At 71.8% G+C, this 19,271-nt stretch carries 13 protein-coding genes; 5 read left to right on the top strand and 8 right to left on the bottom strand.

What is annotated here, in order from left to right; genetic code table 11:
- Positions 1–62 precede the first annotated feature (62 nt).
- Positions 63–782, top strand: a complete 720-nt coding sequence (locus ACZ6WH_RS31585; RefSeq protein WP_469732657.1) for an SDR family NAD(P)-dependent oxidoreductase — start codon at positions 63–65, stop codon at positions 780–782.
- A gap of 180 nt (positions 783–962) precedes the next feature.
- Here the strand turns inward: ACZ6WH_RS31585 and ACZ6WH_RS31580 are convergent, their stop codons facing one another.
- Positions 963–3,065 (bottom strand): FUSC family protein, encoded by a 2,103-nt coding sequence (locus tag ACZ6WH_RS31580; protein ID WP_469732655.1) that lies wholly within the window; start codon positions 3,063–3,065, stop codon positions 963–965.
- 189 nt (positions 3,066–3,254) lie between these two features.
- Between ACZ6WH_RS31580 and ACZ6WH_RS31575 the strand changes: the two genes are divergently transcribed.
- On the top strand, positions 3,255–4,205 hold the full coding sequence (locus tag ACZ6WH_RS31575) for an FAD-dependent oxidoreductase (RefSeq protein ID WP_469732653.1): 951 nt from the start codon (positions 3,255–3,257) through the stop codon (positions 4,203–4,205).
- A 158-nt stretch (positions 4,206–4,363) separates the two neighbouring features.
- Here the strand turns inward: ACZ6WH_RS31575 and ACZ6WH_RS31570 are convergent, their stop codons facing one another.
- From ACZ6WH_RS31570 to ACZ6WH_RS31560, 3 genes are all read right to left on the bottom strand, one after another.
- Positions 4,364–6,124 (bottom strand): BCCT family transporter, encoded by a 1,761-nt coding sequence (locus ACZ6WH_RS31570; protein ID WP_469732651.1) that lies wholly within the window; start codon positions 6,122–6,124, stop codon positions 4,364–4,366.
- Between the two features lie 54 nt (positions 6,125–6,178).
- Positions 6,179–7,492, bottom strand: coding sequence for a M14 family metallopeptidase (locus ACZ6WH_RS31565; protein ID WP_469732649.1), 1,314 nt, complete (start codon positions 7,490–7,492; stop codon positions 6,179–6,181).
- An 85-nt stretch (positions 7,493–7,577) separates the two neighbouring features.
- Complete coding sequence (locus ACZ6WH_RS31560; RefSeq protein WP_469732647.1) at positions 7,578–9,587, bottom strand: Xaa-Pro dipeptidyl-peptidase; 2,010 nt, start codon at positions 9,585–9,587, stop codon at positions 7,578–7,580.
- Between the two features lie 215 nt (positions 9,588–9,802).
- Between ACZ6WH_RS31560 and ACZ6WH_RS31555 the strand changes: the two genes are divergently transcribed.
- Together ACZ6WH_RS31555 and sph are read left to right on the top strand one after the other, a co-directional pair.
- Positions 9,803–11,329, top strand: a complete 1,527-nt coding sequence (locus ACZ6WH_RS31555; RefSeq protein WP_469732645.1) for a M1 family metallopeptidase — start codon at positions 9,803–9,805, stop codon at positions 11,327–11,329.
- Positions 11,330–11,420: 91 nt separating this feature from the next.
- On the top strand, positions 11,421–12,443 hold the full coding sequence (gene sph / locus ACZ6WH_RS31550; RefSeq protein WP_469732643.1) for a sphingomyelin phosphodiesterase: 1,023 nt from the start codon (positions 11,421–11,423) through the stop codon (positions 12,441–12,443).
- 73 nt (positions 12,444–12,516) lie between these two features.
- Here the strand turns inward: sph and ACZ6WH_RS31545 are convergent, their stop codons facing one another.
- The 3 genes from ACZ6WH_RS31545 to ACZ6WH_RS31535 form a co-directional block, all read right to left on the bottom strand.
- Entirely contained in the window at positions 12,517–13,920 is a 1,404-nt protein-coding gene (locus ACZ6WH_RS31545; protein ID WP_469732723.1) for an amino acid permease, read from the bottom strand.
- 285 nt (positions 13,921–14,205) lie between these two features.
- A complete protein-coding gene (locus ACZ6WH_RS31540) occupies positions 14,206–14,964 on the bottom strand; it encodes a hypothetical protein (protein ID WP_469732641.1) in 759 nt (252 codons plus the stop codon).
- Positions 14,961–16,175 (bottom strand): TRAFAC clade GTPase domain-containing protein, encoded by a 1,215-nt coding sequence (locus ACZ6WH_RS31535; RefSeq protein ID WP_469732639.1) that lies wholly within the window; start codon positions 16,173–16,175, stop codon positions 14,961–14,963. Before ACZ6WH_RS31535 ends, ACZ6WH_RS31540 begins: the two co-directional genes overlap by 4 nt.
- A gap of 132 nt (positions 16,176–16,307) precedes the next feature.
- Between ACZ6WH_RS31535 and ACZ6WH_RS31530 the strand changes: the two genes are divergently transcribed.
- Positions 16,308–17,033, top strand: coding sequence for a MerR family transcriptional regulator (locus ACZ6WH_RS31530; RefSeq protein WP_469732721.1), 726 nt, complete (start codon positions 16,308–16,310; stop codon positions 17,031–17,033).
- Positions 17,034–17,075: 42 nt separating this feature from the next.
- On the opposite strand, the gene ACZ6WH_RS31525 is transcribed toward ACZ6WH_RS31530, so the two are convergent.
- Complete coding sequence (locus tag ACZ6WH_RS31525) at positions 17,076–19,247, bottom strand: 3-hydroxyacyl-CoA dehydrogenase NAD-binding domain-containing protein (RefSeq protein WP_469732637.1); 2,172 nt, start codon at positions 19,245–19,247, stop codon at positions 17,076–17,078.
- Positions 19,248–19,271: the final 24 nt, after the last annotated feature.

Below are 19,271 nucleotides of genomic sequence, written 5' to 3'. Positions count from 1 at the left end.
CCCTTCCCTCTGCTATGTTTAGATCTAAATTTAGACCTGAATGGATGTGAGGGGTTCAGCTTATGGCACGCAACGTCCTGGTCACCGGCGGCGGCACGGGCATCGGCCACGCGATCGCGCGGCACTTCGCCGAGCAGGAGGACACGGTCTTCATCACCGGCCGCCGATCCGGTCCGCTCAAGGAGGCGGCGGAGCGGATCGGCGCCCGCGCCGTGGTGTGCGACCACACCGACCCCGATGCGCTCACCCGGCTGCTCGCCGAGCTGCCCGACAGCGTCGACGTGCTGGTCAACAACGCGGGCGGGAACACCGACTTCGATTCCGACGCGGCATCGGACCTGGCCGCGTACGCCCATGCCTTCCGGGCCAACCTCGACGCGAACCTGGTCAGCGCCGCGCTGACGACGAAGGCCCTGGAGGGGCGGCTCGCCGAGGGCGGCGCGGTGGTGCACATCGGATCGATCGCCGCCGCCCGGGGCGGTGGTTCGTACGGCGCGGCGAAGGCCGGGCTGGCGACGTGGAACATCGACCTGGCCGGCGCCCTGGGGCCGCGCGGGATCACCGCCAACGTGGTCGCGCCCGGCTACATCGCCGACACCGAGTTCTTCCGGGACCGGCTCACCGACGAGCGACGGACGCAGCTGGTGACGGAGACCGCCGTAGACCGGCCCGGCGTCCCCGAGGACGTGGCGGGCGCGGTGGCGTTCCTCGCCTCCCCGGCGGCGCGGCACATCACGGGGCAGGTCCTGCACGTGAACGGCGGCGCGCTCACCACCCGATGAGACGGGGAGCGCCGCGCCCTTGGGGACCTGGGGCCTCCGCGCCACGGGGGGGGCCGGGCCCCCGAGGGCACCGCGCCCGCGCCCTCGGGGCCCCGGATCGCCCCGCACGAGGGCGCCGCGTCCGCATCCCCGTGGGCCCCGGACCGCCGCCCCGCACGAGGGCGCCGCGCCCCGTACGTCTCAGACCGCCCCCGCGTACCCCCGCATCCGTTCCAGTTCGGTGGCGACGTCGCTGAGTGTGGCGCAGTCCGGCGCCGACTCCAGGGCGGGCGGAGGCAGCAGCCGGGGGCGGTGCCGACGCGGGGCGTCCAGCGCCCCCGCCATCTCCGTCAGCACCGCGCACAGCCGCCCCGCGTCCTCCTCGCTGGGCCGCTGCGCGCCCTGGTCCAGCCGGACGGCCGCGGCGGTCGTCGCATCCACGATGCGCTCGGCGGCCCTGACGACGGTCGGCCAGTCGGGGGCGTCGGTCCGGTGTGCCAACAGCTCCGCCGCTGCGGTCTCGGCCGCGGTACGGGCCTCGGCCAGCGCCTGGTAGGCGGCCCGGCGGAGCGCCAGCCGCTCCCCCGTGTCCGTACCGGGCTCGGTGGCGAGCACCTGGCGCAGGTACGCCTCCGTGCAGCGCAGCGCGGCGCCCACTCGTGGGCCGACCCGGCGGCGGGGGTCGGCGAGCTTCGGCAGATGGCCGACGACCAGCACGATGAGACAGGCGATCGAGGTGTCCACGATCCGCTCGGGTGCCGCCTCCCGCGCACCGCTGACGTGCACGAACGACAGCACCATCAGCGTGATGGCGACGGTCTGCAGGGCGAAGTGCCGGGTCGCGAACGGCAGCAGCGCACCGCCCGCGGTCGCCATCGCCACCGGCCACCACGCGCCGGGCAGCACCGGCCCGAGGAGCGCGAAGACCAGCACTCCGCAGGCGGTACCGGCGAACCGGTTGACCGTACGCGAGAACAGCGGCCCGAGGTCGGGCTTTACGAGGAAGGTGGCGGTGGCGGGCAGCCAGTACCAGTGGTCGGCGCGCAGCAGGAGCGCCGTGGCGGCGCAGGCGGCGATGCAGATGCCGACCCGCAGTCCGTAGTCGCGTCCGGCCGGCCCGAAGACGCGGCGGCCCGGCCCCCTGCGCCAGGCGAACACGCCCGCGACGCCGCGCGCCACGGAGGCCCAGCGCCCGGTCTCGAAGGCGGCGCGCGACCCGAAGGGGGTCCAGGCGCCGCTCTCCTCGGGTGCGGTGTGGTCGGCGGTGTCCGCCATCTCCTCCGGGGTCGCGCCGGGCCCCCCGAGGGCCGGGCGCAGCCCGCGGAGGAGCCGCTCGTCCGTGGCTCCCGCCGCGGCCCCGCCGCCCGGTGGCTGCGTACGGGCGAAGACCACCGCGGCGTCCAGCAGCGCCCGGTCGAAGGCGCTGCGGGCGGGCGTGGAGGTCTCGGGCGCCGGCAGCCGGCCGGGCGGCCGCCCGGTGCGCAGGGCGGCGGCGAGGGCACGCGGCCCGTCGGCGATGCGCGCGGGCAGCGGCCGTGCCTCCCAGAGCAGGGCGACGCTGGCCTCGCACAGCGCCGTGGCGGCGGCGAAGCGTTCGATGAGCCGCCGTTCGTCCGTGCGGGGCCTGCGGCGCAGCAGCCGGCGCAGCCGCATGGCCTCGTCCGCCCGGTCCAGAGCCGTGGTCAGCCGGCGCCTGGCAGGTTCGGCACCCGGTGTGCCGACCGCGGTCAGCGCCTCGGCGAGCGCGTCGAAGACGGTGGCGACGGTCGCGCGCTCGCCGCTGAGGGAGCCGCCCGGCGGCCGCGGCGAGCGCAGCACCAGCCGCAGCAGGAGCAGCCAGGCCGCGCCGGCGAGCGTCAGCAGGCTCTTCTGCCACGGCTCCAGCTGCGGCAGCGGCATGCCGGCACCGAGGATCGCGGCGGCGAGCATCTGCATGCCGGCGGTGGAGCGCACCGGCCCGGCGACACTGCCGGCGCCCGAGACGAACCCGATGCCGAAGAGGGCGGGGACCAGCCACCAGCCGACGCCCGACAGCGAGGCGCCGGCGAACATGCCCAGCGCGACGGCGAGCGCGGGCAGACCGATGTGCACCACGCCCTTGCGGCGGGTGCCGGGCCGGTCGTTGACGCCCGCGAGCATGGCGCCCAGACCCGCGAGCACGCCCGCGGCCGGGTGGCCGGTGGCGACGCCTGCGCCCAGCAGCGGCCCGGCGCACAGTGCCCCTCTGACCACCGCCGCCCACGGGACGGGCAGCCGCTGCCAGCGGAACGGGTGAGCGAGCCAGGCGGGTACGGCGCGGGGCATGGGCCTCCTCTGGTCGGCTGCGTACGGCTGCGGTACAGATCATCGCTGCGTACGAGTACGGACGGTCCGTGGGGCGTCGTCGGCCGACGGTGTGCTGCTACCAGCCTAAGTGCCCGCATTGTCCGGGTCGCTGCCGGAGGGTTAACCCAAGATCACAAAACGTCGAAGGGCTCCGGATACGGTCCTCCCATGACGAACGATGTGATCGTGATCGGAGCCGGGGTCACCGGGCTGACCTGCGCCGTCCGCCTCGCCGAGACGGGCCGGACGGTACGCGTGCTGAGCCGGGACCAGGCGGCGGGAACGACGTCCTCGGTGGCGGGCGGCCTGTGCTGGCCGTACCGCATCCTCCCGGAGGCGGCGGCGGTCGAGTGGTCGGTGCGCGGCTACGAGGCCTTGGCCGGGCTCGCCGGAGCGGACGACACAGGTGTGCGGATGGTGATGGGCACGATGGCGGCGGCGTCGGTGCCCGACCGCTGGCGGGAGGCCGTACCGGGGCTGCGCGCCGCGCGCCCCGAGGAGCTGCCCGCCGGCATACCCGAGGGCCTGCGCGCCCGCACCCCTCTGGTGGCGATGGACGCACACCTTCAGTACCTGGAGCGGCGGCTGGCCGCGGCCGGCGGCACCGTGGAGCGGCGTCCGGCCGGCTCCCTGGACGCCGTCGCGCGGGAGGCCGACGCGGTGGTGAACTGCTCGGGCCTGGGCGCCCGCGAGCTGGTGCCCGACCCGGACGTGCGTCCCGTGCAGGGCCAGTTGGTCATCGTCGAGAACCCGGGCGTCGAGGAGTGGTTCGTCGACGCCGACGGGCACGCGGACACCACGACATACGTGCTGCCGCAGCCGTACGGGGTCGTGCTGGGCGGCACGGCGGTCGAGGGCGCGTGGTCCACCGCACCCGATCCGGCGGTGGCCGAGGCGATCGTGGCGCGCTGTGCCCGCGTCCACCCGGCACTCGCCGAAGCGCGGATCCTCACGCACCGCGTGGGGCTGCGCCCGGCCCGCCCCGCGGTGCGCCTGGAGGCCGAGCGGCTGCCGGGCGGCGGACTGTGCGTCCACAACTACGGGCACGGCGGCGCGGGCGTCACCGTGGCGTGGGGCTGCGCCGACGAGGTGCTGCGGCTGCTGGACGCGGCGGCCTGAGGGCCCCTGAGCCGTGCCCGGCCGAGCAGGGCCGTGCCCGGCCGAGCAGGGCCGTGCCCGGCCGAGCAGGGCCGCGTCCGGCCGAACGAGGGCTGACGCGCCGGAGCGGAGGGCCGTGGCGGCCCTCCGCTCCGATGTCACGCCGACGTGAGTGCGGGTCAGTCCTTCCCGGTGCCCGCGGGTGCGGGACCGTCCTTGTCGCTGATGACCGTCGCCCCCTCCCCCGAGTCGCCGTTGGCCGGCCCGATCCGGATCTCGAAGTCGCCCTCGTACTTCTCGTGCCCGGCCACGACCGCGGCCTCGATGGCCTCCTCGCCGATCTGTCCGCGGACGATCAGCGGATCGCTCCGCAGGTCCTTCAGCAAGGCCCAGCACATCGCGATCATCACGAGTGTGAAGGGCGCCGCGACCAGGATCGTGAGGTTCTGCAGGCCGGTGAGTGCGTCACCGCTGCCGCCGCCGATGAGCAGCATGATCGCGGCGACCGCGCCCGTGACCACACCCCAGAAGATGACGACGGGCCGGGTCGGCTCCATGGTCCCCTTCTGGGACAGCGTGCCCATCACGATCGAGGCGGCGTCCGCGCCGGACACGAAGAAGATGCCGACCAGGATCATGACGAGCACGCTCATGAGGGTGGCGACCGGGTACTGGTGCAGCACATCGAAGAGCTGGCCCTCCACGGAGGAGACGTCCGACAGCTGCTTGTGCTCCTTGAGGAACATCGCGGACGTACCGAAGATCGCGAACCAGATGAGGCTCACGACGCTCGGCACCAGGATGACGCCGCCGACGAACTGACGGATCGTCCGGCCCCGGCTGATGCGCGCGATGAACATGCCCACGAAGGGCGTCCAGGAGATCCACCACGCCCAGTAGAAGACCGTCCAGCTGCGCAGCCAGGCGTCGACACCCTCACCACTGCTGGCTCCCGTGCGGCCGGCCAGCTGGGGCAGCTCGCCGATGAACGAGGCCACGCCGGTGGGCAGCATGTTCAGGATGAGGATGGTCGGCCCCGCGATGAACACGAAGACGGCCAGGATCAGCGCCAGCACCATGTTGATGTTGGACAGCCACTGGATGCCCTTGGCGATGCCGGAGACGGCCGAGAGGATGAAGGCGATCGTCAGCACGGTGATGATGAGGACCAGCAGGGTCGTGCTGACGCTGTCCTTCCAGCCCAGCACCTTGATGCCGCTGCCGATCTGCAGCGCTCCCAGACCCAGCGAGGCGGCCGAGCCGAAGAGCGTCGCGAAGATCGCGAGGATGTCGATGATCCGGCCGACCGTGCCGTTGGCCCGCCGCTTCCCGATCAGCGACGTGAAGACCGCGCTTATGGTCTGCCTGCGGCCGCGCCGGAAGGTGCTGTAGGCGATGCCGAGCCCGACCACCGCGTAGATCGCCCATGGATGGAGCGTCCAGTGGAAGAGCGTGGTGGCCATCGCGGTGTCCATGGCCTGCGCCGCGTCACCCGGGTGGGTGCCCGGCGGCGGCGTGCTGAAGTGCCCCAGCGGCTCGCTCACGCCGTAGAACATCAGGCCGATGCCCATACCGGCGCTGAACATCATCGCGATCCAGGAGACCGTGCGGAACTCCGGCTGCTCACCCTCGGCCCCGAGGGTGATCCGCCCGTACTTGCTGATGGCCAGCCAGATCGCGAAGATCACAAAGCCGGACGCGGCCAGTACGAAGGCCCATCCGCCGTTCTTGATGAGCCAGTCGAGCATCGTGCCCGACGCGTTCTCCAGTGACTCGGTGGAGGTGGCACCCCAGACGATGAAGGCCAGGGTGAGCAGTGCCGTGACGCCGAAGACGACCTTGTCGGTCTGGGCGGGCCCGGCACCCTGAGACTCCGTGGGCAGGTCTATGGGGGTTGGTGCCCCGCTTCCGCCCCCCGGTTCGTTCTCTCTGTCCGTCACGTGGTGACCTTTCGATGGGCTGGATTTCCCCTAGCCATTACCCCTTACCACGGTTCAACACCCGGATGAGGGCTTCGCGACCGTAAGGTGACCTGCGGACCGCCCGTCCAGCAGCAGGGGCACCAGCGCCCGTAGCGGCTGACGCAGCCGGACGAATGCACCCGCACCGTCATGTTCGACCCGTACACCGTGCAGCGCCAGTTCATCGCCGATTTCTTCGTACGCCGCGCCGTCCAGCCGGTAGCCGCACGGCGGGTCCTCGATGATCTGCTCGTCGGTGGCCGGTTCGTTGTCGGCGCCGCCGAGGTAGACCGGCCCGCGGTCCGCATATCCTGCCAGCCGCGCCGCCGTGGTGGCCGCCTCGATCCGGCCACGGCGCTCCCCGAGGAAGGCGAACGCGCCCTCCAGCCCGGCGAGCTGGGAGCCCACCCGGCGCCGGTTGTTGACGGCCGGGTCGTCCTTCTCGGCCTGGGTGAGCGGCGTCGTACGGGTCTCGACGAGCAGCCCGACGGAGTTCTTCACACCGGCCGTGTTGCGCAGGATGCGCTCCTGGCCGTCGCCCGCCACCTGCTTGACGGGCTCACCGGTCTCCGGGTCGGTCCAGATGCCGTAGATGCCGGTGCTGAAGCCGCTGTCCCGCACGGTGGGCCGGACGTACCGCTCGGAGAGGGTGGTGGCCTCCTTGTGCACCGCGTCCGCGGTGTTGAGGTTGCGCGGCCACAGTGCCAGCAGGTCCTTGTCGTAGTACGGCGGGGTGGCGCCGTACTCGTGCAGGTCGTAGACGGTGTCGGGGCGGTAGTCGCGGAAGACCCGGGCCATCGCACGGCCCTCGGCGGTCTTCAGCGCGATGTGGTCGCGGTTGATGTCCACGCCGTCGGAGTTGCCGCGAGTGTTCGCGGCGCGGCCGTCCGGATTGGCGGTGGGGATCACCAGGACGCTGGTACGGGCCAGGAAGCGGCGGGTGGCGTCGTCGGTGGCGTAGGCGAGGTCGCGGACGGTGGACAGGCAGGCCTCGCGGCCCGAGGGCTCGTTGCCGTGCTGGGAGCAGATCAGCAGGACGGAGTTGCCGTGGCGTACGCGGTCGGCGGAGGGCGGCTGCGCGGCGCCGATGCGGACGAGCTGGACCGGCCGGCCCTGGTTCGTCGAGCCGATGCGGTCGACCCGCATGCGCGCGCTCTCCCGGTCGGCGCGGGCGAGGAGTTCCTGCTCCTCGGGCTGGGTGGTCCAGCGGGCGCCGTCGCTCTCCTCGAAACCGGTGCGCGGCCCTTCGTGGCCAGCGGCGACGGCCTGGCCGGGTACGGCGAGGAAGGCCGTGGTGAGCGCGGTGGTGACGACGCCGAGCAGTGCGGTGCGGAATCTGTACCTCACGAAGCGGTGTCTCCCTTGAGCGGTTCGGACACGGTTCTCCGGGGCGGGCCGCACGTATGCGGTGCGGTGCGGCCCGCCCCGGAGGTCAGCGGGCCGCCGGTACGGGGCGGATCGGGCGCGGCGCATCGAGGCCGGCGAGCGGCGCGGCCTCGGTACGCGGTGTGCGCGCCGTACCGGAGAGGGCGTGCGCGGCCCCCGTGAGGGGCAGCTCGGCCTTGGTGCGGGACAGGTCGAGGGTGAGCGTCGGCTTCGTGGACGGCGGGTCGATGAGCCCGGCGTCCGTGCCGCCGATGATCAGGGCGAGCCGGTGCCCGGCGGGCACGACGTGGTCGGTCGCGGCCAGGTCCAGGGTGATCGTGTACGGCTTCCCGGGCGTCAGCGGGCGGCCCTTGTGCGGATCGGCGTACGTCCCCAGGTCGGCCCAGCCGCGGCTGACGACGGTCTGCGCCACCTTCGCGGTGTCGGGCGCGGTCTCCTTGAAGCAGGCGCTGTCGCCGTCCCGGCTCGCGCCCCAGCAGGTGCGCCGGTCCAGCGTCGTGATGCCCTCGCCCTCTCCGGCGTAGTCGCGGATGGTGGCGGGGCCGAGGTCGACCAGGACGGCCGAGAGGTGGGCGGTGGCCGTGGAGGGCGTGGCGGTCACGGTGACCCGGCCGGCGCCGGACAGCCGCAGCGGTGCGGCCAGCGGGGCGGTGCGGAACGCGGCCTTGGCGGCGGTCGGTTCGTCGGCGTGCTCGGCCCAGTCCGTCTCGCTCAGCTTCGGGTCGTCGGTGAAGGTCTCGGTGGCGCCGGACGGCGCGGGCCGCGTCCCGAGCACCCCGACACCCGGCTCCTCGCCCGTGCCGGGCCGCAGCGTCGTACGGGCGGCCGTGCCGGGCGCGGGCCAGACGCGGTCCGTCGTCCACTTCCCCGGGGCGCGTTCGACGTCGGCCATCGGGGCCCGGTCGATGCCGTTGTCGTAGCCCATCAGGTAGTGATCGAACCACCGGTGCAGCGTAGGCACCCAGTCGGCGCGCCGGAAGTCGAACGGGTCGACGTGGCCGGTCTGCGAGAGCCAGATCTTGCGCTCGACGCCGTGCTTCGCGAGCGCGTCCCACCACTGCCCGAAGTGCTTGGTGCGGACATTGAGGTCCTGCTTGCCGTGCACCACGAAGACGCTCGCCTTCACCTTGTGGGCGTCCTTCACGTAGTCGCGCTCCGACCACAGGTCCGTCCAGTCGCCGCTGCGCGGGGCGCCGTCGACGAGCTTCTTCTGAACGGCGGCACAGCGGGCGCGGGCTGCCGGGCTCTCGACGTAGTCCGACAGCCACTCGGGGCCGGAGTCGTAGAGCGGGGCGCCCTGGGAGAAGTAGTAGTCGTACCAGGAGGAGATGGCGCCGATGGGCACGATGGTCTTCAGGTTCGGCACCCCGGTGGCTGCCACGCCGTTGGCCACCGTGCCGTCGTAACTCTTGCCGATCATGCCGGTCCTGCCGTTGGACCAGCCGGCGGTGACCCGTTTCCCGCCCGTGGGGGCGTCGTAGGCGCGGGCGCGGCCGGCCAGCCAGTCCACGACGGCCTTGGCGGACCGCACGTCGGACCGGCCGCCGACGTCGACGCAGCCGTCCGAGTGGTTGGTGCCGGCGAGGTCGGCCAGGACCGTGGCGTACCCGCGCGGCACGAAGTAGTTGTCGTAGAACAGCGGGAACTGCACGGGGCGGCCGTCGGCGTCGTAGGTCTTCTTCTGGTTCTCGTTGCCGCGGCCGCAGCAGGAGTAGTACGGGCTCGCATCCATGATCACGGGGACCCGGCGGCCCTGCTCGGCGGCTTCGCGCGGCCGGACGATGTCGACGGCGACCCGGTCGGTCCTGCCGTCCGAGTCGCCGTCCAGTTTCGTGTCCACCCATACGGATTCGCGGATGGCGCGGTCGTAGGAGTAGACGGGTCTGCTCTCTCCGGGGCCCGCGGCCCGCGTATCTCCTGAGGCGGCGGCCCGCGTCCCTTCGGGGGCGGCCTGCGCGGTGCCACCGGGCGGCAGCAGGACGGCCAGCAGGGCGGCGGTGGCCGCCACGACAAACGCTTGCCACGGTATGCGGCCCAGCCGCGTGCGTATGGTCACCCGCCGGACCGTAGCGCGGGCTCCCGGCGCCACGTAAGGGTGCGGCAGGGACGGAAGTGACCATGACGGCCCGATGTCGGTCATGTGTCAGATATGGCCATGCACCTGACGTGAGACGCCGCAGTACATAGGGTCGGGAGAGACCCGAGCAGGGTCGGTGTCACCCCCCCACGTAGGCCGGAACCGTCCGGCCTCTCCGACGAGTTGGAGGACTCGTGCGTCACAGACTCCTCGTGCCGGGCGCTGCCGTGCTCAGCCTGCTGCTGGCGATCCCGGCATCGGCTGCCGACTACTCCCCCGGCGCGCCGGGCGCCGGCGACTCCTACTACCCCGAGAGCGGCAACGGCGGGTACGACGTCTCCCACTACGACCTGCGCCTGAAGTACCAGCCGAAGACGGACCTGCTGGAGGGCACCGCGACGCTGCTCGCGAAGACCACCCAGGACCTCTCCCGCTTCAACCTCGACTTCGGCCTGAAGGTCGGCGAGGTCCGCGTCAACGGCAAGAAGGCGTCCTTCAAGGCCTCCGGGAAGCACGAGCTGGAGGTGACGCCCGCCGCGCCGCTGCCCAAGGGCAAGGACATCAGCGTCGTCGTGCGGTACGCGGGCAAGCCCTCCGAGCTGAAGATCGACGGCTTCACGGCCTGGGCCCGCACCCCCGACGGCGGTGTGGTGGCGCAGGAGCCGGACTCGGCGGTGTGGTGGTACCCGAGCAACGACCACCCCACCGACAAGGCCACGTACGACATCTCCGTGGCGGTCCCGGACGGCACCCAGGCACTCAGCAACGGCGTCCTGCTCTCGCAGTCCTCCAAGCTCGGCTGGACGCGCTACAACTGGCGCTCGGACAAGCCGCAGGCGACGTACCTGACGACGCTCGCGGTCGGCAAGTTCGACATCACCAAGGACACCACCGCGAACGGCCTGCCGGTCATCAACGCGGTCAGCAAGGACCTGGGCAGCAACGAGGGCGCCGCGAAGGCCAGCATCGAGCGCTCCACCGAGGTCGCCGAGTGGCTGGAGACGGTCTTCGGCCCGTACCCCTTCAACGCGCTCGGCGGGTACGTGCCGAACGTCCCGGCGGGCTACGCGCTGGAGACCCAGACCCGCCCCTTCTACGGCAAGAAGGCCTTCGACGCGGGCACCAACGTCTCCGTGGTCGTGCACGAGCTGGCCCACCAGTGGTACGGCGACAGCGTGTCGCTGAAGGACTGGAAGGACATCTGGGTCAACGAGGGCTTCGCCCGCTACAGCCAGTGGCTCTGGTCGGAGAAGGAGGGCGAGGGCACCGCGCAGGAGCTGGCGGACTACGTGTACGACCAGCACCCGGCCGACGACGCCTTCTGGAAGGTGAAGCCGGGCGACCCGGGCCCGGACAACCAGTTCGACATCGCGGTCTACGACCGGGGCGCGCTGGCCCTCCAGGCGCTGCGCAACAAGCTCGGCGACAAGACGTTCTTCGGGCTCCTGAAGTCCTGGCCGACGGAGAACAAGTACGGCAATGCCTCGGTCGCCGACTTCGTGAAGTTCGCCGAGCAGAAGTCCGGCAAGCCGCTCGCGGAGTTCTTCGACACCTGGCTGTACCAGCCCGCCAAGCCCTCCGCCCCGGCGGCGAAGGGCGCGTCCATCGCGGCCGCGAAGACCGCGGCGGAGCGGCCGAAGTCCTGGAAGTCCATCGCGGCGACGAACGACGTCCACGCCCACGGTGACGTCCACGCGCAGGACGGGCACCGGCCGGAGTAAATCTCCCGGCCGACCGGCGGTTACCAGAAGGTAATCGCGGCTGGTTGGATGTGCGGCGCCGGATCAACCCACACCCCCACAGGGAGATTCAGTGCCGCACTCCACGCCGCACCGCACGCGCGCCGCCGTCCTCGCCGCCGCGATCACCGTCGCGGCGGCGCCGCTCGCCACCGCGGCGCCCGCGTCGGCCGCCACCGCGGACACCCCCGCGCTCAAGGTCCTGACATACAACACGTTCCTGTTCAGCAAGACGCTGTACCCCAATTGGGGCCAGGACCACCGCGCCAAGGAGATCCCGGCGGCCGGCTTCTTCCGGGGCCAGGACGTCGTCGTCCTCCAGGAGGCGTTCGACAACTCCTCCTCCGAAGCGCTCAAGGCGAACGCCGCGGCGGAATACCCGTACCAGACCCCGGTACTGGGCCGCTCGAAGACCGGCTGGGACGCCACCTCCGGGGCGTACTCCTCGCTCACCCCGGAGGACGGCGGGGTCACCGTCCTCAGCAAGTGGCCGGTGGTCCGCAAGGAGCAGCACGTCTTCAAGGACGCCTGCGGTTCGGACTACTGGTCCAACAAGGGGTTCGTCTACGCGGTGCTGAACGTGAACGGCCAGAAGGTGCACATCGTGGGCACCCACCCGCAGTCCACCGACCCGGGATGCGCCGCGGGCGAGGCCGCCGCGACGCGCGCGAAGCAGTTCAAGGAGCTGGACGCCTTCCTCGACGCCCGGCACATCCCGGCGGACGAGCAGGTCATGGTCGCCGGCGACCTCAACGTCGACTCACGGAGCGCGGAGTACGGGACGATGCTGACCGACGCCGGTCTGGTGGCCGCCGACGCCCGCACCGGCCACCCGTACTCCTTCGACACCCGGGACAACTCCGTCGCCAGGGACCGGTACCCCAGCGATCCCCGCGAGGACCTGGACCACGTCCTGCACCGCGCGGGCCACGTCCGCCCCGCGGGCTGGCACAACGAGGTCGTCAAGGAAGAGACCGCGCCCTGGACGGTCACCAGCGGCAGCGAGTCCTTCACGTACACGAATCTCTCGGACCACTACCCCGTCACGGCTGCCGCCGGCGCACCGGATGCAGCGCAGGATCAGCGCGCGAGGTAAGCCGGGACGGCTCGGGGCCACCGGGTGGCGGTCGGACGACCGCCACCCGGTGGCCCCGGGGCCGGTGCACGGGTCAGCCGCGCGGGCCGGGTACCTTCGGCGCGTCCGGTGCGGGCGGGCCCTCCAGGCCGTCCGAGCCGCCGGAGGCGCGTTCCGCCGCGATGCGGCCGACGCGGCCGCGGACGACGAACCAGCCGACGACCAGGGCCAGGACGATCAGCGGGGCCAGCATGACCGTGTCCCGGCCGACGCCGCCGTCGAACCACATCAGGACGATGACGCCGAGCAGGAACGCGATGGTGACGATGTCGGTGACCGGCGTGCCCGGGAGCCGGAACTTCGGGCGCTGGAGGAGGCCCTCCTTCGTCCGGCGGACGAACACCATGTGGCAGATCATGATGACGACCCAGGTGCTGATCACGCCGAGCGCCGCGATGTTGATCACGATCTCGAACGCCTGGCTGGGCACGAGGTAGTTCAGCGCGACGCCCAGCACACACACCGCCGAGGTGAGCAGGATGCCGCCGTACGGCACCTGGTGGCGGTTCATCCGGCCGACGAACCTGGGCGCGGAGCCGGACATCGACATCGAGCGCAGGATGCGGCCGGTGGAGTACAGGCCGGAGTTCAGACTGGACATGGCGGCGGTGAGCACGACGAGGTTCATCACGTCGCCGGCGGCCGGGACGCCGACGTTGGAGAGCACGGTGACGAAGGGGCTCTCGGAGCCGCTGTACTTGTCCCACGGCATCAGGAGCGTCAGCAGCACGACCGAGCCGACGTAGAAGATGCCCACCCGCCACATGATCGAGTTGACGGCCTTCGGGACGACCTTGTGCGGCTCGCTGGTCTCACCGGCGGTGACGCCGACCATCTCGACGGCGGAGTACGCGAAGACCACGCCCTGGAGTACGACGACCACGGGCAGCAGACCGGTCGGGAAGAACCCGCCGCTGTCGCTGATCAGGTCGAAGCCGGGGGTGTGACCGCTCACCGGGTGCTGGGTGGCCAGCAGGAAGATGCCGATGAACATGAAGACGACCAGCGCGGCGACCTTGATGATCGCGAACCAGAACTCCAGCTCGCCGAAGATCTTCACCGAGATCAGGTTCACGGTCAGCACGACCGCGAGCGCGATCAGCGCCATCACCCACTGGGGCACGTCGGTGAAGAGGCTCCAGTAGTGCGTGTAGAGCGCGATGGCGGTGATGTCGGCGATACCGGTCGTCGACCAGTTCACGACGTACATCCAGCCCGCGACGTAGGCGCCCTTCTCGCCCAGGAACTCACGGGCGTAGGAGACGAAGGAGCCCGAGGAGGGGCGGTGCAGCACCATCTCGCCCAGCGCGCGTACGACGAAGAACGCGAAGAGACCGCAGACCGCGTAGGCGACGGCGAGCGCGGGTCCCGCGGACGCCAGCCGGCCGCCGGCGCCCAGGAACAGGCCGGTGCCGATCGCGCCGCCGATGGCGATCATGTTGATGTGCCGGGCCTTGAGGCCCTTGCTGTATCCGGCATCGCCCGCGTCGTGCTGGGCATTGCCGTTCCCCCCGTCCGGCGGCCGGTAGGCGTCTTCCTGGACGGTATGCGTGCTCACGGGTGGGTCATCTCGCTTTCGGGAGGGCGATGGAGCCACGGTCGGCCGCTGCGGATCGCGCGAGCCGGGCCGACGGCACACCTTCCCCGAAGGACGGCCATCCGTCTGTGAAAGAGATCACACGAGCCGGGTTCTCCGCCCCGTGTTTCGTCCGTACGCCGTCCCTCAGTCCTTCAGGAGCAGCACGAGCACCAGCACCACGGCCACCGGCCAGCCCGCCAGCAGGACGACCGCCCAGAGGCCAGCGCCCGGGCCCTTGAGCAGCGCGAGGAGCCACGCGACGAGGCCGGCGTCGGCCTGCGGGAGGTCCCGGGCGCGCTGCGGCCCCGGGCCCGGCCCCGTCCGCGGTACCGCCTCTCCGGGGCGCCGAGAGGCGGCCACGGGAGGCGCGGCCCCACCCGCCGCCGGGCCGGAGGACGGCTCCGGTCCGGGCTCCGGCACCGGGACCGTCCCGACGGCCAGCGACGCCACCGGCACACGCGCCGAGACCAGGGGCCGGAACGCCCGCTCGTCGGCCAGGAAGCGCGCGAACACCTCCAGGGCCATCGGGCGCAGCCCCGGCAGATCGGCTTCCGTCACGGAGACCCGTGCCCGCGCGCCCGTCGCCCCGGTGACGACCACGCCGTACGCCACCTCCACGGGCCGGCCGCTGCGGTCGCGCAGCACCACGCCCTCGGCGCCGGGCGGTGACGCCTGGACGATGCGGTACGAAAGCCCGATCCGCCCGCCGTCCGGCAGCGCCGCCTCCGCGTGCCGGCTCTCCCCCGCCTGGGTGAGGCTGCCGGTGATCGCGTCGCGCAGCAGCCCGGACAGGCCGCGCTCGGCCAGGAAGCGCGGTACGAGCAGCGTCCGCTGCCCCACCACTCGGCCCCGCGCCACCAGGAAGGGCCAGCACCCGTAGTCCCGCGCTCCGCGGCGGTTCACAGGGCCTCGCCGTCACGCAGCACGGAGGACGGCATCCTGGCCACGAAGGAGGCCAGCTCGGCGTTCATCCGGTCCATGGCGATCCGCCGCGCGGAAGCGGCCTCCTCGGTGAGCCGGTCGACCTGGCCCAGCTCCCGCTCCCGCACCCCCATCTTGATGTCGCCCCTCTCGGTCAGCCTGCTGGCGAACATCTCCACCGCGGCCTCGCTCACCTTGTCGAGCTTCTTGCCGCCGACCACCGCGCCCAGCACACCGGTGAGGGTCTTGCTCAGCCGGGTGCTGAGCGTGCCGCTCAGCCACTTGATCCGCTCCCCGGCGGTCAGCGCCGTGCTCCGCTGGATGTCGAGGATGAGCTGGCGGCGGGTGGCGTCGTCGAGCCGGCCGAGGATCGAGGAGAAGATGTCGGGCAGGATCGCGAGGAAGGGGATCTCGACGTACTGCGGATGGGGCAGCGCACCCGGGTGCTTGCGCATCCGGCCGTCCGGTTCCAGCGTCGCGAAATCGGGGCCGACCGCACTGACGGGCAGCAGACGGACGGCGGGGGCGTACTCGTTCCCGGCCATGGTGACGTTCTCGACGAGGTGCGCGAACTCCTCGATGCCGCACAGCGCGTCCCGCACCGCCGCCAGCGAGGCGCCCTCCGTGCGGGCGTGCCCGGCGAGCAGGTCCCATTTGGTGACCACGAAGTGCACCGGCTTCTCCGACGACTGGAGCAGCCCGAAGATCAGCGACATCTCGTGGTGGAAGTGGTCCAGGCCCGCTTCGGTGCCCGTGAGCAGTTCGCGTACGTACTGTCCGTCCAGCAGGCACAGCACCGTGTCGGCCGCCACCAGCCGCTCGGCCAGTTCCTCCTGGGCCCGCGAGGCGGCGTCGTCGTGCGTGGCCTCGGTGAGCAGCTCGCCCGCGTAGTCCAGGTACTTGATGCGCAGCACCGAGTGGTTCGTGCCGCTCCGCCGGGTCTTGCAGTCGAAGGTGTACTCGCGGCTGTTGTGCACCCGCGTCGAGGCCGGCCACTCCTTGCGGTCCCGCACCTGGCGGTAGAACTCCATGAGCTCGATGCGCTGCGCCTGCGGGCACTCCAGGAAGATCGCGGCGCTGCTCTGCACCTGGAGGCGTTTGAAGAGGCTGGCGAGGTAGACCGTCTTGCCGGATCCGGACGGGCCCACCACCAGCACGCGCACGGTGAACGGGTCTTCGCTGAGTTCGAGCATGCGTCCCCCGTGGGCTCCGTACCGGAACAGCGGATGCTACTGAAGGGGGTGACGCGCCGGAGGGAGAGCGGCCGCTCCCTCACTCGTCAGAGTGGTGACAAGTGTGGTGAGACAGCAATACTGTCCAACATGATGGAGTCCGCTGCCGACGAGAGCCTGACCGTGGACGAGCTGGCCGCGCGGGCCGGGGTCACGGTCCGTACGATCCGGTTCTACAGCACCCGCGGGCTGCTCCCGCCGCCCGAGATCGGCCCGCGCCGCGTCGGCCGGTACGGCCCGGACCATCTCTCGCGGCTGGCCCTCATCGAGGAGCTGCAGCACCAGGGCATGACCCTGTCGGCCATCGAGCGCTATCTGGCGCAGCTGCCGCCGGACCTCAGTGCGCAGGATCTCGCCATCCACCGCGCCCTCGTGGCCGGCTGGCTCCCGGACCGGGCCGAGGAGCAGACCCGGGCGCAGCTGGAGCGGCGGGTGGGCCGGTCGCTGACCGATCCTGACCTGGACCGGCTGGCGGCGATGAGCGTGCTGGTGCGGACCCAGCAGAAGGACGTCTTCCAGGTGGATCCCGGGCTGCTGCAGCTGGGGGTGCGGCTGCTGGACGTGCCGATCGCGCTGGAGACGATCCTCGCGGCCCGCACCGTCGTCATGGAGCACACCCGCTCGGCGGCCCGGGAGCTGAGCCGGCTCTTCAAGGACGAGGTCGGCGCCGCGTACGAGGACGACGGACCGGACGCCGCGGAGGTGGCCCGCCGCAAGTCGCTCTCCGCCCACATGCAGCCGCTGGTCGTACAGGCCCTGGTCACGGCCTTCCAGCGGTCGATGAAGGAAGAACTGCAGGAGTGGTTCAGCGAGCGGTGAGCCGGAAGGGGCGGGCCCCGCAGGACCCGCCCCGTGCGCGCGTCAGTCCGTGAAGCGCTCGCCCTTCTCCGCCTTCTCCAGCAGCAGCGGCGAGGGCGCGAACCGCTCGCCGTACGTCGCCTGGAGCTCCTTGGCACGGGCCACGAAGCCGGCGACGCCACCCTCGTAACCGTTGATGTACTGCATCACGCCGCCGGTCCAGCCGGGGAAGCCGATGCCGAGGATGGAGCCGATGTTGGCGTCGGCGACCGAGGTGAGCACGCCCTCCTCGAAGAGGCGGACGGTGTCCAGCGCCTCGGAGAAGAGCATCCGCTCCTGCATGTCCTTGAACGGGATCTCCGCGTCCGGCTTGGTGTAGTGCTCGCGCAGCCCCGGCCACAGCCCGGCCCGCTTGCCGTCCTCGCCGTACTCGTAGAAGCCGGCGCCACCGCTGCGCCCCGGCCGCCCGAACTCGTCCACCATCCGGTCGATCAGCGCGTCGGCGGGGTGCGGCGCCCAGCTGCCGCCCGCGTCCTCGATCGCCTTGCGGGTCTCGTTGCGGATCTTCCGCGGCAGGGTGAGGGTCAGCTCGTCCATCAGCGAGAGCACCTTGGCCGGGTAGCCCGCCTGCCCCGCCGCCTGCTCCACGGAGGCCGGGTCGACGCCCTCCGCGACCATCGCCACGCCCTCGTTGATGAAGTGGCCGATGACGCGGGAGGTGAAGAAGCCGCGGCTGTCGTTCACCACGATCGGGGTCTTACGGATCTGGCGTACCAGGTCGAACGCGCGCGCCAGCGCCTCGTCACCGGTCCGCTCGCCCTTGATGATCTCCACCAGCGGCATCTTGTCGACCGGCGAGAAGAAGTGCAGGCCGATGAAGTCCCCCTGCCGCTCGACGCCTTCGGCGAGGCCGGTGATCGGGAGGGTGGAGGTGTTGGAGCAGAGCAGCGCGTCAGGCGCCACGATGCCCTGGATCTCCTGGAACACCTTGTGCTTGAGCGACGTGTCCTCGAACACCGCCTCGATGACGGCGTCGCAGCCCGCGAGGTCCTGCGGGTCGGCGGTCGGGGTGATCCGCGCCAGCAGCGCGTCCCGCTTCTCCTCGGTCGTCCGGCCCTTCGCGAGCGCCTTGGCGAGCAGCCCCTCGCTGTACGCCTTGCCCTTGTCGGCCGCCTCCTGGGAGACGTCCTTCAGCACGACGTCGATGCCGGCCCGGGCGCAGCTGTACGCGATGCCCGCGCCCATCATGCCGGCGCCGAGGACCGCGACCTTGGAGACCTTGCGCTCCTCGATGCCCTTCGGGCGGTTGGCGCCGGAGTTGACGGCCTGGAGGTCGAAGAAGAAGGCCTGGATCATGTTCTTCGAGGTCTGGCCGGTGACCAGCTCCACGAAGTAGCGCGCTTCGATGGTCTGCGCGGTCTCGAAGTCGACCTGGGAGCCCTCGACGGCGGCGGCGAGGATGTTGCGCGGGGCCGGGTAGGGCGCGCCGTTCAGCTGCTTCTTGAGGTTGGCGGGGAACGCCGGGAGGTTCGCGGCGAACTTCGGATTGGCGGGCGTGCCGCCGGGGATCCGGTAACCCTTGACGTCCCAGGGCTGCTGGGACTCGGGGTTGGCGTCGATGAACGCGCGGGCCTTGGCGAGCAGGTCCTCGGGGGTCTCGGCGACCTCGTGGATCAGCCCGTTGTCCTTGGCGCGGGTGGCGTTGTACTGCGTGCCCTGGAGCAGGACCTTCAGCAGCGCGTCGGCGATGCCGAGCAGCCGTACGGTACGGGTGACGCCGCCGCCGGCCGGGAGCAGGCCGAGGGTGACCTCGGGCAGGCCGATCTTGGTGCCGGGGGTGTCGAGCGCGACGCGGTGGTGACAGGCGAGCGCGATCTCGTAACCGCCGCCCAGCGCGGCGCCGTTGATGGCCGCGACGACCGGCTTGCCGAGCGTCTCGATGCGGCGCAGGTCGCGCTTGATGCCCTGGCCCGCCTCGAAGGCCCGCTGGGCGTTCTCGGGGGTGACGGCGATCAGTTCGCGCAGGTCGCCGCCGGCGAAGAAGGTCTTCTTGGCGGAGGTGAAGACGATGCCGCGGATGCTGTCCTTCTCGGCCTCCAGGCGGTCGGCGACCGCGGCGAGGGAGGTCTTGAAGTCCTCGTTCATCGTGTTCGCCGACTGGTTCGGGTCATCGAGGACGAGGGTGACGACGCCGGTCTCGTCCTGCTCCCAGCGGATCGTGCTGGTCTCACTCATGGTGCGTTCTCCGTAAGGGGTTCG

This window comes from Streptomyces sp. NPDC050806 (assembly GCF_055586425.1).
The sequence above is the reverse complement of the archived record's forward strand: the minus strand, read 5'-3'. Positions and strand labels throughout refer to the sequence as shown.

What these genes read in the sequence shown, in the direction of transcription:
- ACZ6WH_RS31585 (WP_469732657.1), top strand. Translation starts at nt 63, where the DNA reads ATGGCACGCAACGTCCTGGTCACCGGCGGCGGCACGGGCATCGGCCAC.
- ACZ6WH_RS31580 (WP_469732655.1), bottom strand. Translation starts at nt 3,065, where the DNA reads ATGCCCCGCGCCGTACCCGCCTGGCTCGCTCACCCGTTCCGCTGGCAG.
- ACZ6WH_RS31575 (WP_469732653.1), top strand. Translation starts at nt 3,255, where the DNA reads ATGACGAACGATGTGATCGTGATCGGAGCCGGGGTCACCGGGCTGACC.
- ACZ6WH_RS31545 (WP_469732723.1), bottom strand. Translation starts at nt 13,920, where the DNA reads ATGATCGCCATCGGCGGCGCGATCGGCACCGGCCTGTTCCTGGGCGCC.
- ACZ6WH_RS31535 (WP_469732639.1), bottom strand. Translation starts at nt 16,175, where the DNA reads ATGCTCGAACTCAGCGAAGACCCGTTCACCGTGCGCGTGCTGGTGGTG.
- ACZ6WH_RS31530 (WP_469732721.1), top strand. Translation starts at nt 16,308, where the DNA reads ATGGAGTCCGCTGCCGACGAGAGCCTGACCGTGGACGAGCTGGCCGCG.
- ACZ6WH_RS31525 (WP_469732637.1), bottom strand. Translation starts at nt 19,247, where the DNA reads ATGAGTGAGACCAGCACGATCCGCTGGGAGCAGGACGAGACCGGCGTC.